Origin of the sequence: Micromonospora sp. NPDC002389, from assembly GCF_040296095.1 — a bacterium.
GTDB lineage: Bacteria > Actinomycetota > Actinomycetes > Mycobacteriales > Micromonosporaceae > Micromonospora.
In genome coordinates this window covers 216053-237456 of the sequence record NZ_JBEOWP010000008.1, presented here as the reverse complement: position 1 = coordinate 237456, position 21404 = coordinate 216053, and the positions used below count along the sequence as shown (strand labels likewise).

At 73.3% G+C, this 21404-nt stretch carries 18 protein-coding genes; 6 read left to right on the top strand and 12 right to left on the bottom strand.

Translation table 11 applies throughout. From position 1 onward, the window contains the following. Positions 1 to 144: 144 nt before the first annotated feature. The 6 genes from egtD to ABT008_RS17690 form a co-directional block, all read right to left on the bottom strand. Positions 145 to 1110, bottom strand: coding sequence for an L-histidine N(alpha)-methyltransferase (egtD, locus tag ABT008_RS17715; protein ID WP_350697297.1), 966 nt, complete (start codon positions 1108 to 1110; stop codon positions 145 to 147). After that, on the bottom strand, positions 1107 to 1895 hold the full coding sequence (gene egtC, locus ABT008_RS17710) for an ergothioneine biosynthesis protein EgtC (RefSeq protein WP_350697296.1): 789 nt from the start codon (positions 1893 to 1895) through the stop codon (positions 1107 to 1109). Before egtC ends, egtD begins: the two co-directional genes overlap by 4 nt. A 22-nt stretch (positions 1896 to 1917) precedes the next feature. Next, the gene (gene egtB / locus ABT008_RS17705; protein WP_350697295.1) at positions 1918 to 3252 is read right to left on the bottom strand and encodes an ergothioneine biosynthesis protein EgtB; all 1335 of its coding nucleotides are present in this window, start codon (positions 3250 to 3252) and stop codon (positions 1918 to 1920) included. Then, positions 3249 to 4484: an ergothioneine biosynthesis glutamate--cysteine ligase EgtA gene (gene egtA / locus ABT008_RS17700; RefSeq protein ID WP_350697294.1), complete on the bottom strand. Its 1236-nt coding sequence runs from the start codon at positions 4482 to 4484 to the stop codon at positions 3249 to 3251. Before egtA ends, egtB begins: the two co-directional genes overlap by 4 nt. A gap of 143 nt (positions 4485 to 4627) precedes the next feature. Next, positions 4628 to 5389, bottom strand: coding sequence for a hypothetical protein (locus ABT008_RS17695; RefSeq protein WP_350697293.1), 762 nt, complete (start codon positions 5387 to 5389; stop codon positions 4628 to 4630). Between the two features lie 16 nt (positions 5390 to 5405). Continuing rightward, the gene (locus ABT008_RS17690) at positions 5406 to 6014 is read right to left on the bottom strand and encodes an RNA polymerase sigma factor (RefSeq protein WP_350697292.1); all 609 of its coding nucleotides are present in this window, start codon (positions 6012 to 6014) and stop codon (positions 5406 to 5408) included. Positions 6015 to 6513: 499 nt separating this feature from the next. On the opposite strand from ABT008_RS17690, the gene ABT008_RS17685 reads away from it, so the two are divergent. Both ABT008_RS17685 and ABT008_RS17680 read left to right on the top strand, forming a co-directional pair. Continuing rightward, entirely contained in the window at positions 6514 to 7872 is a 1359-nt protein-coding gene (locus ABT008_RS17685) for a serine/threonine-protein kinase (RefSeq protein ID WP_350697291.1), read from the top strand. Between the two features lie 97 nt (positions 7873 to 7969). After that, a complete protein-coding gene (locus tag ABT008_RS17680) occupies positions 7970 to 9232 on the top strand; it encodes a nucleotide sugar dehydrogenase (RefSeq protein ID WP_350697290.1) in 1263 nt (420 codons plus the stop codon). Between the two features lie 193 nt (positions 9233 to 9425). Here the strand turns inward: ABT008_RS17680 and ABT008_RS17675 are convergent, their stop codons facing one another. From ABT008_RS17675 to ABT008_RS17655, 5 genes are all read right to left on the bottom strand, one after another. Next, positions 9426 to 11861 (bottom strand): ABC transporter permease, encoded by a 2436-nt coding sequence (locus tag ABT008_RS17675; RefSeq protein ID WP_502890444.1) that lies wholly within the window; start codon positions 11859 to 11861, stop codon positions 9426 to 9428. 47 nt (positions 11862 to 11908) lie between these two features. Beyond that, complete coding sequence (locus tag ABT008_RS17670; RefSeq protein WP_350697289.1) at positions 11909 to 12700, bottom strand: ABC transporter ATP-binding protein; 792 nt, start codon at positions 12698 to 12700, stop codon at positions 11909 to 11911. Between the two features lie 132 nt (positions 12701 to 12832). After that, the gene (locus ABT008_RS17665; protein WP_350697288.1) at positions 12833 to 13516 is read right to left on the bottom strand and encodes a response regulator; all 684 of its coding nucleotides are present in this window, start codon (positions 13514 to 13516) and stop codon (positions 12833 to 12835) included. Continuing rightward, on the bottom strand, positions 13513 to 14760 hold the full coding sequence (locus ABT008_RS17660) for a sensor histidine kinase (RefSeq protein ID WP_350697287.1): 1248 nt from the start codon (positions 14758 to 14760) through the stop codon (positions 13513 to 13515). The genes ABT008_RS17665 and ABT008_RS17660 overlap by 4 nt, the downstream gene beginning before the upstream one ends. Before the next feature lie 43 nt (positions 14761 to 14803). Then, the gene (locus ABT008_RS17655; protein ID WP_350697286.1) at positions 14804 to 15499 is read right to left on the bottom strand and encodes a DUF305 domain-containing protein; all 696 of its coding nucleotides are present in this window, start codon (positions 15497 to 15499) and stop codon (positions 14804 to 14806) included. A 141-nt stretch (positions 15500 to 15640) separates the two neighbouring features. On the opposite strand from ABT008_RS17655, the gene ABT008_RS17650 reads away from it, so the two are divergent. The 4 genes from ABT008_RS17650 to ABT008_RS17635 all read left to right on the top strand — a co-directional run bounded on the left by ABT008_RS17650 (position 15641) and on the right by ABT008_RS17635 (position 19753). Continuing rightward, positions 15641 to 17095 (top strand): LVIVD repeat-containing protein, encoded by a 1455-nt coding sequence (locus ABT008_RS17650; protein WP_350697285.1) that lies wholly within the window; start codon positions 15641 to 15643, stop codon positions 17093 to 17095. A gap of 206 nt (positions 17096 to 17301) precedes the next feature. Continuing rightward, on the top strand, positions 17302 to 18516 hold the full coding sequence (locus tag ABT008_RS17645; RefSeq protein WP_350697284.1) for an ArsB/NhaD family transporter: 1215 nt from the start codon (positions 17302 to 17304) through the stop codon (positions 18514 to 18516). A gap of 144 nt (positions 18517 to 18660) precedes the next feature. Beyond that, positions 18661 to 19401, top strand: a complete 741-nt coding sequence (locus tag ABT008_RS17640; RefSeq protein ID WP_350697283.1) for a hypothetical protein — start codon at positions 18661 to 18663, stop codon at positions 19399 to 19401. Further along, positions 19394 to 19753, top strand: a complete 360-nt coding sequence (locus tag ABT008_RS17635) for a winged helix-turn-helix domain-containing protein (RefSeq protein ID WP_350697282.1) — start codon at positions 19394 to 19396, stop codon at positions 19751 to 19753. The genes ABT008_RS17640 and ABT008_RS17635 overlap by 8 nt, the downstream gene beginning before the upstream one ends. Before the next feature lie 39 nt (positions 19754 to 19792). Here ABT008_RS17635 and ABT008_RS17630 read toward each other — a convergent pair whose 3' ends face one another. Next, positions 19793 to 21403 carry an asparagine synthetase B family protein gene (locus ABT008_RS17630; RefSeq protein ID WP_350697281.1) on the bottom strand — a complete coding sequence of 537 codons (1611 nt, stop codon included), beginning with the start codon at positions 21401 to 21403 and terminating at the stop codon, positions 19793 to 19795. Position 21404 lies beyond the last annotated feature (1 nt).

The window sequence follows — 21404 nt, the reverse complement described above, 5'->3', positions numbered from 1 at the left end:
GTGGCCGGATGCGGAACGCACCAGTATGTCGACCACGGCGTTGCGGGCTACTCCCCTTCGCTGCGGCACAGCCTAGCCGATCGTCGGCCGGCCGGGCCGCCGGGTGACCCGACACACCCCCGCCAGTCCTCTTGCCGGCCGCTCTCAGTCGGCGCGGGCCAGGGTCACGCCGAACAGGTCGTCGGGGTCGGTCCAGAAGCGCTCGGCGTGGAACCCGGCCGAGGCAAGCTCCCCGGCGATCCCCTCCGGGCGGAACTTCGCCGACACCTCGGTCCGCAGTTCCTCCCCCTCGGCGAAGGCGACGTCCAGGTCGAGCACGCGTACCCGGACCGGCCGCTGCGCCCGCAGCCGCATCTCGATCCACTCCTGCTCCGGGTTCCAGAGCGCGACGTGGGCGAAGTCGGCCGGGTCGAAGTCGGCGTCCAGTTCGCGGTTGAGCACCCGCAGCACGTTGCGGTTGAACTCCGCGGTCACCCCCGCCGCGTCGTCGTACGCGGGCACGATCACCGCCGGGTCCTTCACCAGGTCGGTACCGACCAGCAGCCAGTCCCCCACCTCCAGCGCGGCCCGCATCCGGGTGAGGAACTCGGCCCGCTCGGCCGGCAACAGATTGCCGATGGTGCCGCCGAGGAAGATCACGAGTCGCCGGCCACCGGCCGGCAGCCGGTCCAGGTGCCGGGTGAAGTCGCCGACGATGCCGCGTACCCGCAGCCCGGGATAGTCGGCGGCGAGCGCGGCGGTGGACGCGGCGAGCGCGCTGGCCGACACGTCCAGGGGCACGAACGTGCCCAGACCGCGTCGCCGGGTGAAGGCGTCCAGCAGCAGCCGGGTCTTCTCCGACGAGCCGGACCCGAGCTCGATGAGCGTCTTCGCGCCGGTCAGCTCCGCGATCTCGGTCGCGTGCGCGGCCAGCACCGTGCGTTCGGCCCGGGTCGGGTAGTACTCCGGCAGCCGGGTGATCTCCTCGAAGAGTTCACTGCCCCGCGCGTCGTAGAACCACTTCGGCGGCAGCCACTTCGGCTCGGCGGTCAACCCGACCCGGACGTCGTGCCGCAGGCTGCGCCCGATGTCCCGGTCGTCGAGGTGGACCTCCAGCGGCTCGGTGCTCATCCGTTGTCCCTTCCGTCGGGCGGTCGGTGGTGGTTCTCGGGCCGGGTCAGGGGGCGCAGGTGCATCCCGGTGGCGGAGGCGGTGACGAGGTGGTCGTCCGGTACCTCCCGCCAGGCCGGGTCGTCGTCGTGCGGTTCGGAGGAGAGCAGCACCGAGTCCGGCGTGGTGCGGACGGACAGGGCGTGCCCGGCCACGCTGGCGACCACCGTCACGCCGTCGGTCAACAGCAGGTTGAGCCGTGAACCCGGGGCCGCCGCGGCGACCGAGGTGACCGTCTCGGCGACCGCCTGCTCGGGTGGCAGGCCGGCGCGCAGCCGGTGCCGGACCAGCGCCCACAGCAGCGCCGAGTCGGTGGTGGCGTCGAGGGTGAGCAGGTCGCGGACGGGCAGGGTGGCGGCCAGTGGCACCACCGCGTCCGGCCAGCCGCGCACCACGCCGTTGTGGCTGAACAGCCACCGGCCCTCGGCGAAGGGCGCGGCGGCGGCGTCCACCACCGCCATGCCGACCGTGGCCGAGCGCACCGCGGCCAGCACCGCACCGGTCGAGGTGACCGCCGCCAGGTCGGCGATGGTCGGGTCGCTCCAGATCGGCTGCGCCCGCCGGTACCGCACCGGATCGCCGCCGGTCGCCGGGTACCAGCCGACACCGAACCCGTCCGCGTTGATCGTTCCGCCGCCCCGCATGTCGCGGGGCGCCCAGGACTGGCGTACCAGCGAGTGCGGCGGGTCGAACAGCAGCTCCCGCAGGGTCAGCGGTGGCCCGAGGTAGGCCAGGTGGCGGCACATCAGGCCACCCTGGGCACGACCGTCACCGGTCGGCCTCCTCGGGTCGAGCGTCGCGGGCGCAGCGGAAGCCGCTGAAGATCTGCCGACGGATCGGGTAGTCCCAGTTGCGGAAGGTGCCCCGACAGGCGGCCCGGTCGGTGCCGAACGACCCGCCGCGCAGCACCTGGTAGTCGTCGCCGAAGAAGACCTCCGAGTACTCCCGGTAGGGGAAGGAGGCGAAGCCGGGATAGCCGCGCAGTGGCGTCGACACCCACTCCCACACGTCGCCGACGAGCTGGTGCACGCCGAGCGGCGACGCCCCGGCCGGGTATGCGCCGACCGGTGCCGGCCACAGGTGTCGCTGGCCCAGGTTGGCGTGTGCCGAGGTGGGGTCGTCGTCGCCCCACGGGTAACGGCGGGACCGACCGGTGGCCGGATCCCACCGGGCCGCCTTCTCCCACTCCGCCTCGGTGGGCAGCCGCTTCCCGGCCCAGGCGGCGTACGCCCGCGCCTCGTGGAAGCAGACGTGCACCACCGGCTCGTCGTCGCGGACCCGGTCCCACCGGCCGAACCGCCGGTACGCCCAGCCGTCGCCGTCACGCCGCCAGTGCATCGGCGCGCCCAGTCCGGCCTCCTGCCGGTGGCGCCAGCCCGCCTCGCTCCACCAGCGCGGGTCGTCGTACCCGCCGTCGGCGATGAACTCGCGGTACGCCCCGTTGGTCACCGGGGCGGCGTCGATGACGTACGCGGGCAGCTCGACCCGGTGGGCCGGGCGTTCGTTGTCCAGCGCCCACGGGTCGGTGTCGGTGCCCATGGTGAACGGGCCGGCCGGCACCAGCACCTCCCCGGTCACCCGGGCGGCCGGCTCCGGCGGTGGCGGCGCGTGCAGCACCACGGGACCGGAGCGCAGTTGGTGGGTGGCGAGCATCGTCTCGTCGTGCTGCTGCTCGTGCTGCACGATCATCCCGAACGCGAACCCGTCGGTGACCAGTCGACGCTCCTCGAAGGAGACGCTGTCGAGCAGGTCGTACACCTTCTCGCGGACGGTCGACACGTACGCCCGGGCCTCGGTCGGCGGCAGCAACGGCAGCGACGGGCGGTCCTTGCGGGGCTGCTTGAAGGCGTCGTAGAGCTCGTCGATGTCGCACCGGACCGGTTCGCGTCCGCCGACGTCCCGGACCAGCCAGAGTTCCTCCTGGTTGCCGATGTGGGCGAAATCCCAGACCAGCGGGGACATCAGCGGCGAGTGCTGGCGGGTCAGGTCGCCGTCGTCGACCGCCTCGGTCAGCCCGACGGTGCGGGCCCGGGTGCGGTCCAGCTCTGCGGCGATCCGGGCGCGCAGCTCCTCCGCGCCGAGGTTGGTGGTGGTGTCGGTCATCGCTGCCTCCTCCGGGCGGCGTCGCGCCGTCGTCGTACTCCCTGGTCGATCTCATCGTGCAGGGCACCCGGCAGGTCGAGCCGGGGCAGCGCCGTCAGGGCCAGGTCGAGCAGGCCCACGGCGACGGTGGCCAGGCACGGGTCGTGCAGTCCGTGCCGGGCGGCGATGAGCCAGCGGTCGGCCACCGGGGCGGCCAGCGCCATCGCGGTCTCGGTGGTGTCGGTGGCGTCGAGCAGTGCGGCGAGCACCGCCAGCGGCAGCGTCCAGCCGCGCCCGGGTTGGGCGTCGACGTAGCGCAGTTCCAGGTAGCCACGGGGCCGTACCGGCGGGAACAGCGTGCTGACGTGGTATTCCAGGTCGTCGGTGGTGGGCGGGCGGGGCAACGCCCCGTCGATCCAGTCGGCGAACGTCACGTCCGGCGGTGGGGTCCAGTCGCCGCTGTCGTCGCGGACGCAGAGCAGCGGGGCGGCCAGCGCGTACCGGACCCAGGCGGCGACCGGGTCGACGCCGGCCACCTCGGGTGTCCAGACCGGGGCAGTGCGGGCCGGATCGATCCGGGCCCACGCGCCCATCCGGGCCGACGCCCACCCGGTGTTCCGGCCGGCGTGGCGGTCGGCGGTGGCGAAGGCGGCCAGCAGCGGCGGCCCGACCGCGTGCACCAGCGCCCACCGGGCGGCGACCTGCTCGGGCCGACCCGCGTCGAGGCAGACCTGTAGGCCGGCGGTGCTGTACATCATCGTCCGGCCGTCCGGGCCGTGCCGGTCGAAGACCCGGCGCATGGCCCGGTAGCGGGGTGTGTCGATCACCGGTCGCGGTGGCCGGTACGCGTCGATGCCGGCGCGGCCGAGGCGCAGGCCGGCGGCGTCGAGCAGGCGGGTGACCTGGTCGATGTCGGACTGGGTGGCGTCGATCAGAGCGGTGACGGAGGCTTGCGGCGGGGTGGAGATCTCCACCTGCCCGCCGGGCTCGACGGTCACCGTGCCGCCCCGCAGCAGTCTGCGGGCGGGGCTGGTCCGATCCAGTGTGACGGGGCTGTAGGGCCCCAGTGCCGCTCTCAGCCGGGCGGCGTCGACGGGACGCGTGGGGTCGACGGCCTCGTGGACCGTCCATTCGAGCTCGACACCGGTGTAGGTCGGTGGGCCGGTCTTGAAGCAGATCCGGGCGAGATGTCGGGCGGCTGCGGCACGATCCCGCAGCACGGGGATGTGATCGACGTCCGGTGAGGTGACCACGCAACGGCTCCCTTGTCCGATGCCGGCTCGGTAATCGTCACCGTAACGCGTCGCAGTGACATCTTCACGCTGTCGGCGCTTCCGTCGAACCGAATTCACGTTCCCGTCGCAATCGGTGCGCGGGGCGCCGGTGGCCCCCGCCGCTATCCCGTGGCCGGCGGGTCGTCCGGATCGGTGCCGTGCTTGGCCAGCCAGTCCGGGTCGACCTCGGCGAGCAGCGCCCGGCAGTACGCGGCCACGTTCTCGGCACCGCCGGCCGCGTCCCGCAGATCGGCGAAGCCCGGGCTGTCCATCGCCTTCTCCCGCTGCCGCTCGGACTTCGACAGGTACGACCGGCAGTGGCCGGTGTGACCGGAGTCGAGCGGTCCGCCGTACGTCGACGCCTCGGGGGTGCCCGTCTCGGACGGGCTGGGTGAACCGGTGGACGACGTGGTGGGCGACGGCGACGCGGGGGTGGGCGTACTCCCGGTCGGGTCGGCGGTGGTGTCCGGCCGGCTCTCGGACGGGGTCGGGCTGGCGGGCGCGGAGGTCTCGGCGGGGGCGGAGGTGGCCGGGGGCACCGGCGGCGGCTCCGGGCGGTCGAGGTTGACCGCGGCGAGGGCGGCCCCGGCGGTGGCGGTCGCCGCGACACCGGCGATCCAGGCCACCGCACCGGCGGTGAAGCGGCGGCGACGCGGCCGGACCGACGGCGACGTGACCGGCGCAGCCCCCTGCCGGGCGGCACGGAACGCGGCGAGAGCGGCCTGTTCCCCGGCGAGTTCGTGGTCGCGGGGCGGGGCGGCGGCGGCCCGCAGCAGCCCGGCGAGCGGGTCGTCCGGCCCGGACGCCGAGGGTGGGGCGGCGGTGTCGAGCAACCGGTCGTGCGCGGCCCGGGAGACGGCCGTACCCGACCGACGCCACCTCATCCACAGTCCTCTCACGTCAGCCGTCCACCGGCTCGGCGTGCGGTGCCTGCGCGGGGCCGGTACGCGGACGCGGCGGGACGTCGCCCTGGGTGGCCTGCCGGTCCAGCATCAGCGCCAACCGCCGTAGTCCCCGGTGCGCGGCGGTACGGACCGCTCCGGCGCGGCGGCCGAGCACGCGTCCGGCGGTCGCGGCGTCGAGCCCGACGACCGCACGGAGCAGGACCGCCTCGGCCTCGCGGGGTGGCAGGCTGGCGATCATGGCGAGGGCGGCCTCCGTGCCGATGGTCTCCCCGGCGCGTTCGGCGGTGTCGGCGTCACCGGCCAACTCGCTGAGTTCCTGCACCGGCACCGGGAGTGCCGGTCGACGGCGCTGCCGCCGCAGGTGGTCCATGGCCCGGTTGCGGGCGATGGTGACGACCCAGGCACGGAACTCTCCACCCGTGAAGTTGGGCAGGTCGCGGGCGACCTGCAACCACGTCTCCGAGGCCACGTCCTCGGCGTCCGCGCCGACCAGCGCGGTCAGGTACCGCAACAGCCCCGGCTGCAGGCTGCGATAGAGGAAGCGGAAGGCTTCCTCGTCCCCACTCTTGGCCGCCTCGACCGCCTGGCTCAGTTCACCGGTCATGGCACTGCCGCTTCCGTCCACCGGTTCTCTCGCGGGACGTGGGCCGGGCGGACGATCCGGTGCCGGCCCGGTCCACGACCCGGACCTCTTCCCGCACCCCGCCCCCGTGACCTGTTCGCCTACGGACCGCCCTGGCCCGGAAGCGGATTTTTCCCGACAGCGTCGCGATCCACAACCACACCGGCGGAACTTTCGCGAGCTCCCCGGATCGGGCTGACGTTAGAGCGTCCGCCCAGGTCGGACAAGCTGCTGGAGGCCGGTCGGCACAGTGACAATTCTCAACCGGCCGGTGCGGTGTTTCGCCGTAACGAACCGCGGTCCGCCGACGCTACCTCCGGCGGGCCCGGCCGCCTGACCTCGGCGGGTCGGCGAGCCACCCACACGCCATGACTCACGGTACACGTCACATCACGACACGCCCCGTGTCGGACACGGTCGGCGGTAAGATGCGTCGCCATGCCGGCGCGCCTCTCGGCCCCCTTGTGGGTACGGTGGTGCCGTGTTGTCTTCGGAGGTCGTACTCAGCGGTCGGTACCGCTTGGACGAACGCGTCGCCACCGGCGGCATGGGTGACGTCTGGCGCGCGTCCGACCTGATCCTCGGCCGGCAGGTCGCGGTGAAGGTGCTGCTGCCCTCGCTGGTCTCCGACCCCGACTTCATCGCCCGCTTCCGCGCCGAGGCCCGGATCATGGCGGCACTGCGCCACCCCGGCATCGTCCAGGTCTACGACTGCGGCGAGGACGACCTGCCCGACGGCGGCCGGGCCGACTACCTGGTCATGGAGTACGTCACCGGCCAGCCGCTGTCCAAGCGGATCGAGGCCGAGGGTCGCCTGGACGTGGGTCTGGCGATGTCGGTGGTGGCGCAGGCGGCACAGGCGCTGCACGCCGCGCACCTCGGCGGCATCGTGCACCGCGACGTGAAGCCGAGCAACCTGCTGGTGCAGGAGGACGGCACGGTCGTCCTGGTCGACTTCGGGGTGGCCCGGTCCGCCAACGTGACGAGCATCACCAGCACCAACGCGGTGCCCGGCACCGCGCTCTACATGGCGCCCGAACAGGCCGCCGGACGCCCGGTCTCCGGCGCGACCGACCTGTACGCGCTCGGCGCGGTCGCCTACTGCTGCCTGACCGGCAGCCCGCCGTTCACCGGCGACAACCCGCTCCAGGTCGCCGTCCGGCACCTCGACGACCCGCCGCCGGACCTGCCGTCCGACATCCCGGAGGCGGTACGCGTCCTGGTCGCCCGCGCGCTGGCCAAGGACCCGGCGGACCGGTTCAGCAGCGGCGCGGCGATGGCCGAGGCGGCGCGGGCCGCGGTCTCCGACGGGTCACTCCCGACCGCACTGGTCCCGGCTGCCGCCGGAGCACTGCGCGAGGCCGGCCCGGACACCCGCACGGACGTCCCGGCGGGCGGTGCCGCACCGGCCGGTCGGCGTCGGCGCGGCGCGCTGGTCGGCGCGCTCACCGCCGTGCTGGTCGGCTTCGTGGCCCTCGGCGCCGCGCTCGGCGCGACCAGCGAGGCCGACACCCCGGCGGTGAAGCTGCCGACCAGCTCGCCGAGCCCCGACGCCACCGGTCCCGCCGAGACGCCGTCGAGCACCGAGGAGAGCAGCCCCGCCCGGGTGCCGCCGCTGCGCCCGGCCGGCTCCACGGCCAGCCCGACCGAGTCGCCGTCGGCGCAGCCGAGCAGCCCGCAGCCCAGCGAGCCGACCGGGTCCCCGTCGCCGACGCCCAGCGCGACCAGCCCCGAGCCGACCACGCCCAGCCCCACGCCGTCGCAGACGCCCGGCAGCACGCCGACCACCACCACGCCCCCGCCTCCGGTCGACCCGCCGGACAACGGCGAGGCGAGCTGAGTCCCACCAGCCCCTATATCACCGAAACGGACGTACGGGGTCACACTCCGCTCTAGGCTCCTGACCAGCAGGTACTTTCTACCGGTCAGGAGCTCGGGTGAGCCTGGAGAAGTTGGTCGTCATCGGGCAGGGGTACGTCGGCCTGCCGCTGGCCATGCGCGCCGTCGAAGCCGGCCTGGACGTGGTCGGCCTCGACGTCGACACCGACCGGGTCAAGCGGCTCGCCTCGGGTGAGTCGTTCGTGGCGGACATCCCCGCCGACCGGCTCGGCCGGGCCCTGTCCAGCGGCCGGTACCGGCCCAGCAGCGAGTACGCCGACGCGCAGGACTTCGACATCTGCGTCATCACGGTGCCCACCCCGCTGCGCGACGGCACCCCGGACCTGAGCTACGTGGAGCAGGCCGGCACCGGCATCGCGCCGTACCTGCGGCCCGGCTGCACGGTGATCCTGGAGTCCACCACGTACCCGGGCACCACCGAGGAGCTGCTGCGCCCGCTGCTGGAGTCGGTCAGCGGGCTGCGCAGCCCCGGCGACTACCACCTCGGGTACAGCCCGGAGCGGATCGATCCGGGCAACCCGAGCTGGCGGCTGGAGAACACCCCGAAGGTGGTGTCCGGGGTCGACGAGGTGTCCCTGGCCCGGGTCGACGCGTTCTACCGGCGGCTGGTGGAGCAGACCGTCCCGGTCGACTCGACCCGGGTGGCCGAGTTGACCAAGCTGATCGAGAACACCTTCCGCCAGGTCAACATCGCCCTGGTCAACGAGCTGACGATGCTGTCGCACCAGCTCGACATCGACGTCTGGCAGGCCATCGACGCGGCCGAGACCAAGCCGTTCGGTTTCCTGCCGTTCCGGCCCGGCCCCGGCGTCGGCGGGCACTGCCTGCCGATCGACCCGTGCTATCTGTCCTGGCAGGTCAAGCGACGCCTGGGCCGGCAGTTCCGGTTCATCGAGCTGGCCAACGACATCAACCACGAGATGCCCGAGCACGTGGCGCAGCGGGTGATGGCCGGGCTGAACCGCTCCGGCCGGGCGGTCAGCGGCGCGCGACTGCTGCTGCTCGGGCTGGCGTACAAGCGCAACACCGGCGACATGCGCGACTCCCCGGCGGTGGACGTGGCCCGCCGGCTGCGGGACCTCGGTGCCGAGGTCCGCGCGGTCGAACCGTACGCCGAGGCGCACCACCTGCCCGACGGGGTGCTGATCGTGGACCTGACCGAACGCGAGCTGCGCGAGGCCGATGGTGTGGTGGTGGTGACCGACCACGACGCGTTCGACTACGACCTGGTGGCCCGGCAGTCCCGCTACGTCTTCGACACCCGCAACCGCTGCACCGGCCCCACCGTCGAACGCCTCTGACCGCGCACTCCATCGTGGCGCTGTAGCTGTTCCCGTATCGGCGTGTCGAGCAGCCACACTGCCACAATCAGCGGGTGGCCGGCGGACAGCGACCACCGAGGGGTGTGGCCCTGCCGTGCCCGGCGCAGGGATCAAGCCTGACCGCCCGGAGCCGGGCACGGCAGGGCCACACCCCCCACACCCCCCACCACAGTCACTGGTCAGCCAGCGCCTCGACGACCGGCCGGGACAGTGCGCGCCGCGCCGGCAGCACCGACGCCAGCAGCGCGGCCAGCACCGCGACGGCCAGCACCCCGCCGAGCCGTGCCCAGGGCACGACCAGGGTGAACTCCCCGGCGAGCCGGGCCAGCAACGCCATCGCCCCGGCGGTGACGCCGGTGCCGAGCGCGACCCCGAGCACCGCGCCGACCAGCGCGGTGAGGACCGCCTCGACGGCCAGCATGGCGCGCATCCGCCCAGCGGTCAGCCCGACGGCACGCAGCACCGCGTTCTCCCGGGTCCGTTCCACCACCGACAGGCTCAACGTGTTCGCCACCCCGACCAGGGCGATCACCACCGCCAGCCCGAGCAGCGCGACCACGAACGCGAGCAGCATGTCCACCGTGGAGGTGAGCATCCGCTTGTACGCCGCCTGATCGAGCAGGTTGACCGTCGGGTAGTCGACCAGTACCGCCTCGATGGCGGCGCGTGCCGTACCGACCGGGACGCCCGGGGCCGGATCGACCTCGGCCTGGAAGCCGCGCTCGCCGGGGAAGAGCCGGGTGTGGTCGGTGTCGACCAGACCCACCGCGTGTCCGGGTGGCACCGTCGACCCGGTGCCGCCGGAGGCCAGTCCGTCGACCACCGCCGCCACCTCGAACGGCTGGGACCGCAGGGTGACCCGGTCCCCCGCCGACCAGCCGCGTCGCTGGGCCAGCTCGCGGTCGACCAGGATCCGTCCCGGTCCGAGCCGGTCGAGCTGCCCGGTCACCACCTGCTCGATCCGGTCGCCGACCAGTGCCGGGTGGACCGTCCGGTACTCGACGTCGTCGGCGGTCCGGGTCCGTGCCTCGTGCACCACGCCCAGCTCGGGCCGGGCGGCCAACGCGCCGGTCAGCCCGGCGGGCAGGTCCACACCGATGCCGGTGACCAGGAAGTCCACCCCGACCTCGGCGTCCACGGTCCGTTCGATGGCCACCTTGGTGCTCTGCGCGCCGACCAGGAACGACGAGACCAGACCGATGCCGATCACCAGCGCGGTGGCGGTCGCGGCCACCCGTCGGGGGTTGCGCACCGCGTTGGCCACGGCCAGCGCGCCGGTGACGCCGAGGACCCGCCGCAGCGGTGCCCCGAACAGGCGGACCAGCGCCGGCACCAGCACCGGGCCGAACAGCACGATGCCGAGGAAGCTCAGCACCCCGCCCAGGGCGACCAGCACGATCTGTCCGGCGGAGGCCGCACCGGCCAGGGCGGCGACCCCGGCGGTGAGGACCATCGCGCCGCCGGCCAGCCGTACCCGGCCGGCGGGGCGGGTGACCTGCACGGCGGCGTCGGTGAGGGCCGCCACCGGGGCGACCCGGGTGCCCTGCCAGGCCGGTACGCACGCGGCGGCGACGGTGAGCGCGGTGCCGGCGACCAGGCAGCCCAGCACGGTGCCGACGGTGACGGTCAGCTCACCGCTCAGCGGCATGTCCAGTCGGGACACCAGTGCGGTCAGCGCGGCGGCGAGTCCGGCCCCGACCAGGACGCCGAGCGCCGAGGCGGCCAGACCCACCACCGCCGACTCCAGCACGGCGGCTCGGAACACCTGCCCCCGGGTGGCCCCGACCAGGCGCAGCAGCGCGGTCCGGCGGGTGCGCTGGGCCAGCACGATGGTGAAGGTGTTGCCGATGACGAAGGCCGCCACCACCACCGCCACCCCGGCGAAGGTGAGCAGCACCAGGTGGAACTGGTCCACGTCGCGGACCGCGTCGGCGACGGCGGCCTCCAGGATCTCCGCGCGGGTCCGCACGGTGGTGCCCGCCCCGGCGACGTCGGCGAGCCGGGCGGCCAGCTCGGTGTCGGTGATCCCGGGCTCGGCCGCGACCATGATCCGCCCGTACCCGGACCAGCCGGTGACGGCGAGCGCGTCGGCGCCGACCAGCCCGACGAACGGCCCGCCGATGTCGCGCGGGGTGTCGGCCACGTCGACCACGCCGACCAGCATGAACGGCTGGGCCGCCCCGGCGGCGCCGCCGACGCGTACGGTGCCGCCGAGCCGGAACGACTGGTCGTCGACGGTCCGCCGGTCGAGCACCACCTCGCCGGCCCGGACGGGCAGCCGCCCGGTCACCACGTCGTAGGACTGGAGCACCGGATCGGTCGGCACGGCGGCGAGGACGCCGAAGCCGAGGACCGGTCGCCCGTCCGAGCCGACCACCCCGGCGGTGTCGGTCAGTTCCCCCTCGGCGGCGCGGACCCCGTCGACCGCGCGGACCCGGTCGACCAGCGCCGGGTCGATCGGGTCCCGGTCGGCGTAGATCCCGGCGTCGGTGTGTCGGTCGAAGGTGCCGGCCCGGTCGTACGCGCCGGCCCGCATCCCGTCGACGAAGATCAGCGTGCCGGCGATGAAGGCCACGCCGAGCACCACGGCGAGGGTGGACATCACCATCCGTGCCGCCTCGGCACGTAGCGAGCGAAGTGTCAGCCGGAGCACGGTCACCGCCCCCGCGTCGACGCGCCGGCCACGGCGGCGGACGGGTCCAGCCCAGCGAGCACGTCGAGGACCAGCTCGGCGGTGGGCTCGGTCAGCTCCCGGACCGGGCGCCCGTCGGCGAGGAAGACCACCCGGTCGGCGTACCCGGCGGCGACCGGGTCGTGGGTCACCATCACCACCGTCTGGCCGAGGCTGTCGACCGCCTCGCGCAGCAGCCGCAGCACCTCGGCCCCGGCCCGGGAGTCCAGGTTGCCGGTCGGCTCGTCGGCGAAGATCACCCACGGTTTGGTGATCAGCGCCCGGGCCACCGCGACGCGCTGCTGCTGGCCGCCGGAGAGTTCGGCCGGCCGGTGCCGTACCCGGTCGGTCAGCCCGACCGCGGCGACCACCTGACGCAGCCAGGCCGGGTCGGCCCGCCGACCGGCGATGTCCAGCGGCAGCGTGATGTTCTCCGCCGCGCTGAGCGCGGGCAGCAGGTTGAACTTCTGGAACACGAAGCCGACCCGGTCCCGGCGCAGCAGGGTGAGCCGCCGGTCGTCCAGGCGGCCCAGCTCGGCGTCACCGACGTACACCGTGCCTGCGGTGGGCCGGTCCAGACCGGCCAGGCAGTGCATCAGCGTCGACTTGCCGGAGCCGGACGGTCCCATGATGGCGGTGAACCGGCCGGCGGCGACGTCGAGGTCGACCCGGTCGAGCGCGACGACGGCGGCCGGGCCGGTGCCGTACCGCTTGGACAGGCCCCGGGCGGTGACGGCGACACCGGCGACGGCGTGGGCGGGTGGTGCGAGGAACACGTGCGACTCCCCGTGCGGAGGACGGACCAGGACTCCTCCGACGCTAGGCAGGACACCGGCCGGTCGAGATCAACCCGCGCGCTCGACCTCGGTACGCCGCAGGTCGTCCCGGACCGGGCGGACCCGTACGCCTCAGGTCGTACGCCGGTTCTCCGCGCCCGGGGTGACCAGCCCGCTCTCGTACGCCAACACCACGGCCTGCACTCGGTCGCGCACTTCGAGCTTGGCCAGGATCCGCCCGACGTGCGTCTTCACCGTCGCCTCGGCGACGTGCACCCGGGTGGCGATCTCGGCGTTGGCCAGGCCCTGCGCGACCAGCAGCAGGATCTCCCGTTCCCGCTCGGTGAGCCGGGCCAACCGGGGGTCCTCGGTCGGGCCTGCGCCGAGCTGCCCGGCAAACCGATCCAGCAGACGGCGGGTGATCGACGGGGCCACCACCGAGTCGCCCTGGGCGACCACCCGGATCGCGGCGAGCAACTCCTCGGGCGGCACGTTCTTGAGCAGGAATCCGCTGGCACCGGCCCGCAGCGCGGCGAAGGCGTCCGCCTCGGTGTCGAACGTGGTCAGCACCAGCACCCGGGGACCGTCGGAGGGCTGGTCGGCGCAGAGTCGGCGGGTGGCCTCCACCCCGTCCATGGTCGGCATCCGGACGTCCATCACCACTACGTCGGCCTCGACGCGGGCGAGCAGCCGCAGGGCGTCGGCGCCGTCGATCGCCTCGCCGACCACCTCCAGGTCGGGCTGGGAGTCGAGCACCATCCGGAAGCCGGCCCGGACCAGGGCCTGGTCGTCCACGATCACCACCCGGACCGTCATGCCGTGACCACCTCCGTCCCGGGGGACGAGGGTAGCGGCAGTCGCGCCCGCAGCAGCCATCCCCCGCCCGGGCGGGGGCCGGCGGTGAGGCTGCCGTCGTACACCGAGACCCGCTCGCGCATGCCGACCAGGCCGTGACCGCCGGGCGGTGCCGGGGTGGCCGGGGCGCGGCCCCGCCCGTCGTCGCGGACCTCGAGCACGACGGCGTCGGCGCGGTGCGCCAGGTCGACCTCGGCGGTGGCGCCGACCCCGGCGTGCTTGAGCGTGTTGGTCAGCGCCTCCTGCACCAGCCGATAGACGGTCAGCTCGAGCGCGGGCGGCAGTGCCCCGGAGTCGCCGGTGACGGTGTGGCGCACCCGGAGTCCGGCGGCCCGGAACCGGTCCAGCAGGGCGGGCAGCTCGGCGACGGAGGGACGCCGATGCGTCGGCTCGGCAGGTTCCGGTGCCGGGTCGGGCCCGGCCGCCGGGTCCGGTGCCGGGTCGGTTCCGGCCGCCGGCTCCGGCGGGCTCGATTCGCGCAGGACGCCCACCAGCCGCCGCATGTCGCCCAACGCCTGCCGGCCGGTGTCCGCGACGATCCGGACCGCCTCCCGGGCCGCCTGCGGGTCCTTGTCGAGCACGTACCGGGCGCCGTCCGCCTGCACGATCATGACCGCCATGCCGTGCGCCACCACGTCGTGCAGCTCGCGGGCGATCCGGGTGCGTTCCTCGGCCACCGCCGCCCGCGACTGCGCCTCGCGCTCCCGTTCCAGGGTGGCCGCCCGCTCCTCCAGGCTGAGCACGTACAACCGGCGGGTCCGCACGTTCAGCGCGGCCAGCCAGACCGCGCCCACGACCAGCCCGTAGAAGACGGCGGTGAAGGGCCAGGCGACCTGGGACGGCGTCCGTGCCGCGGCGAACACCACCCCGACGGCGGCGACGACCCCGGCCAGCACCCCGTCGCGCAGCCGATCGGCGTACTTGACCACGCTGTAGAGGGCGATCAGCACCGCCACGTCGTACGGCAGGGGTGCCCAGTCGAGGGCGACCTGGACGTACGCCAGCGCCGCCACGACCACCGTCACGCCGACCGGCTGGCCCCGCCGCCACAGCAGCGCCACCGCCATGCCCAGCCCGAGGATGGTGCCCGGCCAGCCGGCGGCGCTACCGGCGGTGGACGCCAGCGCGAGCAGCGCCACCAGGCCGGAGACCGCCACGTCGAAGGCGACCCCGCGCAGCGGGCGGCCCAGGACCGTCGCTCTCATCGCCACCCAGCGTACGGGTGGCGCGGGGTCATCCCGGTGCTGGTCAGGGAGTGAGGTCGCGCATCCGGACGATCTCCACGCCCTGCTCGGTGGCGACCGAGGTGGCGAACTCCGACATCCGTTGGTCGAGACCCACCTTGAGCAGGTCGGTCGCCATCACCACGGCGCCCTCGTGGTGTTCGGTCATCATCCGCAGGAAGAGACGGTCGAAGTCGACGCCCCGGGCGGCGGCGAGCCGGCCCATCGCCTCGGGCGACTGCATGCCCTTCATCGTGGCGTGGTCGTGCCCGGACACCTCGGTGGAGAGGTGGCGCTCGGCCAGCCAGGCTCGCAGCACGCCGATCTCGGGTCGCTGGCCGGCGCGGATCCGGTCGGCCAGGGCGCGTACCCGGGGGTCGGCGGCCCGGTCCGGGGCGAGCGCGGACATCTCCAGCGCCTGCTCGTGGTGCGGGATCATCATCCGCGCGAACCAGGCGTCCAGGGTGTTGAACCGCGGTGGCGAGTCGTCGCGTACCTCGGTGCCGGGCCGCTCGACGGCCGGTTCGCCGGGACGTCCGGGCACGATCACCAGCGGCGCGTCCGGATCCGGCGACGGACCGACCGACGACGAGGCCTCGGCGGCGGGCGCCGGCCCGGGTGGCGCGGACTCGTCGCCGTCACGCAACGCGAACGCCGACACCGCGAGTACCACCACGACCGATGTGACGACAGCCAGCAGGCGTCCACGTCGGGCGGTCATGCGACACCCCCTCAGGGTCGAGGTCGCAGCGATCGTATCCATTCACGATGTTTGCTAGATGTGAGCCAGATCACATCGATGAGTGTCGTCGCGGAGTTATGGTACGGCCCATCGCCACTCGCCTCTCGAAGGGCATCGCCGATGGTCGGATTGACCCCGCCGCGGGGGCGGCAGCTACGCGTCGTCAGCGTGGCCGCCACCGGGCTCCTCCTCGCCAGCATCGCCGTCGCCACACCCGGCAACGCGCAGACGGTCACGCGGACGGTCACCGAGTCCGCCGCCGTCGAGGCACCCCTCGGTGTCGACGAGATCTCCCACAGCCCCAACCTCAAGCAGATCGCCAACCTGCCCAAGCAGGCCCCGTTCGACACCACGGCGGCGCTCGGCACCGACATCGCCTTCCAGGGCAAGTACGCCTTCGTCGGCAACTACGACGGCTTCGTCATCTATGACGTCGCGAAGCCGAGCAAGCCGAAGATCGTGTCGCAGGTGCTCTGCCCGGGCGCCCAGAACGACATCTCCATCTATGGTGACCTGCTCTTCCTGTCGACCGACGCGTCCCGCACCGACGACTCGTGCAGCAGCGTCTCCCAGTCCGCCGCGATCAAGGAGTCGTGGGAGGGCATCAAGATCTTCGACGTCAAGGACAAGAAGAAGCCGCGCTACCTCAAGGCGGTCGAGACCGCCTGCGGCTCGCACACCCACACGCTGGTGCCGGCCAAGGACAAGAAGTCGGTCTACCTGTACGTCTCCTCGTACAGCCCACAGGCCACCTTCCCCGACTGCCAGCCGCCGCACGACTCGATCAGCATCGTCAAGGTCCCGCTGAAGAAGCCGACCGACGCGGCCGTGGTCGCCACGCCTAACCTCTTCCCGGACGGCGGCTACGAGGGCCGCACGGGCGGATCGGCGACCAGCGGCTGCCACGACATCACCGCCTACCCGGAGAAGGACCTCGCCGCCGGGGCGTGCATGGGTGACGGCGTGCTGCTGGACATCAGCAAGCGGGAGGCCCCGCGCGTCCTGCACACGGTGCGCGACACGGTCAACTTCGCGTTCTGGCACTCGGCCACCTTCAACAACCGCGGCACCAAGGTCGTCTTCACCGACGAACTCGGCGGCGGTGGCGGAGCCACCTGCAACGAGGAGATCGGCCCGAACCGGGGCGCCAACGCGATCTACGACCTCACCGGCCGGGGCGACAACCGCAAGCTGGAGTTCCGCAGCTACTTCAAGATCCCGCGGACCAACGGCGACACCGAGAACTGCGTGGCACACAACGGCTCGCTGATCCCGGTCCTCGGCAGGGACATCATGGTCCAGGCGTGGTATCAGGGCGGCATCTCGGTGTGGGACTTCACCGACTCCCGCAAGCCCAAGGAGATCGGCTTCTGGGAGCGGGGCCCGCTCTCGGACAGCCAGTTGATCGTCGGCGGCTCCTGGTCGGCCTACTACTACAACGGGCACATCTACTCCTCCGACATCCAGAAGGGGCTGGACGTGCTCGAACTCAACGACTGGCGGACGTGGTCGGCCAAGCTGGTCCACTACCGCGAGTTCAACGTCCAGACCCAGCCCAGCTACCTGAGCTGGTAGCACCACCCGCGCCCACCGGGCCCGGTCCCCTGCTCGGGGGCCGGGCCCGGTCACGTGTACCGCTCACGCCGACGGCCGGATCGAGACCGAGTACACCGACCAGGGCCGACCCCTCCGCCGGCTGACCGCGAGCACCCGGCGGTACCGGCCGTCACCTCGACCGGCACCCGAGCGGATGAGGCCGCCCGGCCGTGCGAAGATGCGCCGTGACCTCCCCAGACGCCGCCCCGGCCGCACCCGGCCGACGCCGGCCGCACCCGCTGGACGTGATCGCCGTCGGGCTGGCCGTCCTGGGTGCCGCGTGCGTGGCGACCGGTCTACTGCCCCGCGCCGACGCCGCCGACACCCTCGCCCGGGTCCTGCCGCTGCTGGTCTTCCTCGGCACCGTGGTGGTCCTCGCCGAACTCACCGCCGCCGCCGGTGTCTTCGACGTGTTCGCCACCCGGCTGGCGGTCGCCGCCCGGGGCCGCTGGCCGCTCCTGTTCGCGCTCTGCGTCGGCTTCGCCGCGCTCACCACCGTCGTGCTCAACCTGGACACCACGGCAGTGCTGCTCACGCCGGTGATGCTCGCGCTGGCGGTCACCCTGCGCACGGCGGTGGCCCCGCTGGCGGTCACCACGGTCTGGCTGGCGAACACGGCGAGCCTGCTGCTGCCGGTATCCAACCTGACCAACCTGCTGGCCGCCGACCGGATCGGGCTCGCCCCACTGGCGTACGCGAGCGTCATGTGGCTGCCCCAACTGGCCGCGCTCGCGGTCACCACGGTCCTGCTCTGGTATTTCTGGTGGCGACGCGACCGCCCCGTCGACGGCCGGTTCCCGCCACCGCCGGTGCACCGGCCCGCCGACCCGGTGCTCTACCGCACCGCGCTCGTCGCCTGCCTGCTCTTCGTCGGCGCGATCGTGGCCGGCGCACCGGTCGGCCTGGCCTCGGCCGTCGCCGCCGGTCTGCTGCTGATCGTCTTCGCCTTCCGCTCCCCCGGTACGCTGCGCCCCGCCCTGCTGCCATGGCGGCTGCTGCTCTTCGTCACCGGTCTGTTCCTGGTGATCCAGACCATCGGCGCGTTCGGTCTGAACGACCTCGTCGCCCGCCTCGCCGGTGACGACGGCGGGGTACCCGGCCTGCTGCGCGCGGGCGGCACCGGCGCGCTGCTGTCCAACCTGGTCAACAACCTGCCCGCCTACCTGGCCGGCGAGGCGGTGCTGCCGGCCGGCGACCGGCAACGCCTGCTCGCCCTGCTGATCGGCACCAACATCGGCCCGCTGGCGCTGCCGTGGGCGTCCCTGGCCACCCTGCTCTGGCTGGAGCGCTGTCGGGCCGCCCGGGTACGGGTGCCGGTGGCCCGCTTCCTCGCCACCAGCGCCGCCGTCGCGACCCTCGGCACCCTCGCCGCCGTCAGCGCCCTCCTGCTCACCACCTGACCCGCCCGCGCTCCCACCGCGCAGACCGGGCCGCCGGTCGGAGTGTGGGAGCCATCGAAGTTCACCGGGGCTTGTCCGGAACGACGCGCCGACCATAGACTTTGCATTGCAAAGTTGTTGGCAGAGCAGAGTTAGGAGTGCCACATGCCCCAGGGTGCCGCCGGAGAGGCCGCGGAGACGCTCGCCCGGCTGGAGCGGATCCGCAGACGGACGCGTCGACGCGTGCACGGCGGTGCCTGGCTGCCCGCGAGCGGTTTCGCCGTCCTGCTGCTGAGCAGCATGTCCCTCTACCGGTCACCATTGACCCAACCTCACTCGATCTCCGTGGAGCACCCGTTCTGGGCCGGGCTGCCCGACGAACAGGTCAGCCCGGTGGCGTCCTACGTCTTCTGGTTCGTCGGCACGCCGTTGCTGTTCGCCGCCATCGCTGCCTGGTATGCCTGGCGGGCCCGCCGCCACGGTGTCCGGGTGGCGTGGCCGCTGGTCGCCGCCACAGGACTCGGCGTACTGGTGCTGTTCGCCGTACTGGCGGCGGTACCCACCGGCGCGTTGTCGGATGGGCTGACGAGCCGGTCCGGCCTCCACTGGGCCGGACTGCTGACCCCGTTGCTGCCGGTGGGCCTGGCGGTCGTCGTGTTGGGCTGGGCCGAACGCAGCCGCGCACTGGTCGCCGCCGGGTCGTGGATCACCCTGCTCGCCGTCTGGCTGTGCTCCGGGTTTCCGCTCGGACGGCTGCCCGGCTGGACCAGCGTCCTCATCGGCGGGGACGGTCTCGGCGGCCAGTTGTCGCTCCGGCCGGGGCACTATCTTGTCCTGATGGCCCTTCCCCTGCTGGCCGTCGCGATCGTCAACCTGGCCTCGGGCAGGTCTTCCGGACGTGACTGAACACTCCCCGCCGACGGCGAACGACCCGGCCCCGCATCCGGCCACGGTCCTCGACGACGTGGTGCACCAGCGAGTGCGCCTGGGCATCCTGACCGTGCTCAGCGAAACGGCCGAGTGCCGATTCGCCACGCTTCGCGACGAACTCGGCCTCACCGACGGCAACCTGAACCGCCACCTGCGCATCCTGGAGCAGGCCGGGCTGCTCCAGACGACCAAGGGCTACGAGGGACGACGGCCGGTCACCTGGCTACGGCTGACCCGCGCCGGGCGCATCGCGCTGCGCGCCGAGGTGACCGCGCTGGAGCAGTTGGTCCACCGCATCCGCACCGCCACCGGCGAGGACGAGGACTGAACCCCGGCACAGTCCGCGCCCGGTGTCGCCCGAGACGGTTCAGCCGGGCAGGGGTGCCTCGTCGCCCCGGGTACGGCGTGGGGTGACCAGCCGGCGGACCATCGGGGTGGCGTTCCAGCGGGCCGCGCCCACCAGGTCACGGGCATGCTCCAGGACGGTGTAGTCCGGTCGGGTCCGGCCGGCGGCGATCGCCGCGTCCAGGTCGTTGCCGCAGCGCGTCAACACGCTGTCGAAGTCACGCCGGACCGGTTCCAGCAGGTCGTAGCCGAACGAGCGGTGCAGGCGGGCGAAGAGCGGCTTGTACAGCCGGGCTCGCTCGTGCAGACCCGAGGAGTACGACATCGGGTTCTTGGGGCGGCGCCGGATGTAGTCCGGCAGCAGGTCGGCGAAGGCCCGGCGGACGATCCACTTCTCCTGACCGTCGCGCATCTTGAGGTCGAGCGGCAGCCGCATGGCCAGCTCGACCAGGGCCAGGTCCAGGAAGGGCACCCGGGCCTCCACGCCGAAGCCCATGCTGGTGCGGTCGACCCGCTGCAACTCGGTACGGCACAGGTTGCGGATCTTGTGGAGGAACAGCCGACGGGACGCCGCCGGGCCGACCTCGTGGTACATCGGGTAGCCGCCGAACAGCTCGTCGGAGCCGTCCCCGGTGAGCACCACCTTGACGCCCAACTCGCGCATCCGACGGAAGATCGGCACCGAGACCACCGCGTTGATGATGTCGCCGTACTCGGTCAGCTCGGAGATACGGATCGCCTCGCGGACGTCGGCGAGGCGGATGTCGCGCGGACGCAACTCGACCACCTCGTGCGGCACCCCGAGGTCGGTGGCCAGCCGCCGGGCGTACGCCAGGTCGGGGCTGCCCGGCGCGCCGACGGTGACCGCGACGCAGTCCGGGTGCGTCTGAGCCGTGTGCAGCAGCGCCAGCGAGCTGTCCAGCCCGCCGGAGAGCACCACGCCCACCGTGAGGTCGGTGTCCAGGCGTACCCGGATGCTGTCGGTGAGGGTGTCCCGGACGAGCAGGGCGGCCTCGTCCGGGTCCGTCACCGGCGGCAGGTCGGCGCCGAGGGAGAGCAGGTCCACGTACGGGCGGAGCCGGACCCGGTGGTCCTCGTCGACCCAGCCGTGGTGCCCCGGCGGCACCTCGGTCACCGGCGCCCGTGCCGGGACCAGCGCCTTGACCTCGCTGGCCACGTGCAGACACCCCGGTGCGCGGGACCAGTACAACGGTTTCACGCCGAGCGGGTCCCGCGCCAGGTAGACCCGGCCGGTGGCCCGTTCCACGACGGCGAAGGCGTACTCGCCGCGCAGCCGGGTCACCATCTCCTCGCCCCAGCGCTCGAAGGCGGCGAGCACCACCTCGGTGTCGCTGGCACTGGTGAACCGGTGGCCCAGGGCGGTCAGCTCGGCGCGCAACTCGTGGTGGTTGAAGACCTCGCCGTTGTAGCAGAGCAGCCACCGCTCGTCGGCGGAGAGCCAGGGCTGGACCGCACGGTCCCGATCCACCACACGCAGTCGGCGGGTGCCGGCGAGCAGACCGCTCTCGTACCGCGTCTCGGTGACCTCGCCGCGCGGGACCAGCGTGGCGAGCATCCGTCGGAAGATCGCCGGGTCGGCCTCCGGACCGACGTTCAGCACGATGCCGCACATC

Coding starts and splice junctions, on each gene's coding strand:
- egtD (WP_350697297.1), bottom strand. CDS start 1,110: ATGAGCACCGAGCCGCTGGAGGTCCACCTCGACGACCGGGACATCGGG.
- egtC (WP_350697296.1), bottom strand. CDS start 1,895: ATGTGCCGCCACCTGGCCTACCTCGGGCCACCGCTGACCCTGCGGGAG.
- egtB (WP_350697295.1), bottom strand. CDS start 3,252: ATGACCGACACCACCACCAACCTCGGCGCGGAGGAGCTGCGCGCCCGG.
- ABT008_RS17695 (WP_350697293.1), bottom strand. CDS start 5,389: ATGAGGTGGCGTCGGTCGGGTACGGCCGTCTCCCGGGCCGCGCACGAC.
- ABT008_RS17690 (WP_350697292.1), bottom strand. CDS start 6,014: ATGACCGGTGAACTGAGCCAGGCGGTCGAGGCGGCCAAGAGTGGGGAC.
- ABT008_RS17675 (WP_502890444.1), bottom strand. CDS start 11,861: ATGGTGATGTCCACCCTCGCCGTGGTGCTCGGCGTGGCCTTCATCGCC.
- ABT008_RS17665 (WP_350697288.1), bottom strand. CDS start 13,516: ATGACGGTCCGGGTGGTGATCGTGGACGACCAGGCCCTGGTCCGGGCC.
- ABT008_RS17660 (WP_350697287.1), bottom strand. CDS start 14,760: ATGAGAGCGACGGTCCTGGGCCGCCCGCTGCGCGGGGTCGCCTTCGAC.
- ABT008_RS17655 (WP_350697286.1), bottom strand. CDS start 15,499: ATGACCGCCCGACGTGGACGCCTGCTGGCTGTCGTCACATCGGTCGTG.
- ABT008_RS17650 (WP_350697285.1), top strand. CDS start 15,641: ATGGTCGGATTGACCCCGCCGCGGGGGCGGCAGCTACGCGTCGTCAGC.
- ABT008_RS17640 (WP_350697283.1), top strand. CDS start 18,661: ATGCCCCAGGGTGCCGCCGGAGAGGCCGCGGAGACGCTCGCCCGGCTG.
- ABT008_RS17630 (WP_350697281.1), bottom strand. CDS start 21,403: ATGTGCGGCATCGTGCTGAACGTCGGTCCGGAGGCCGACCCGGCGATC.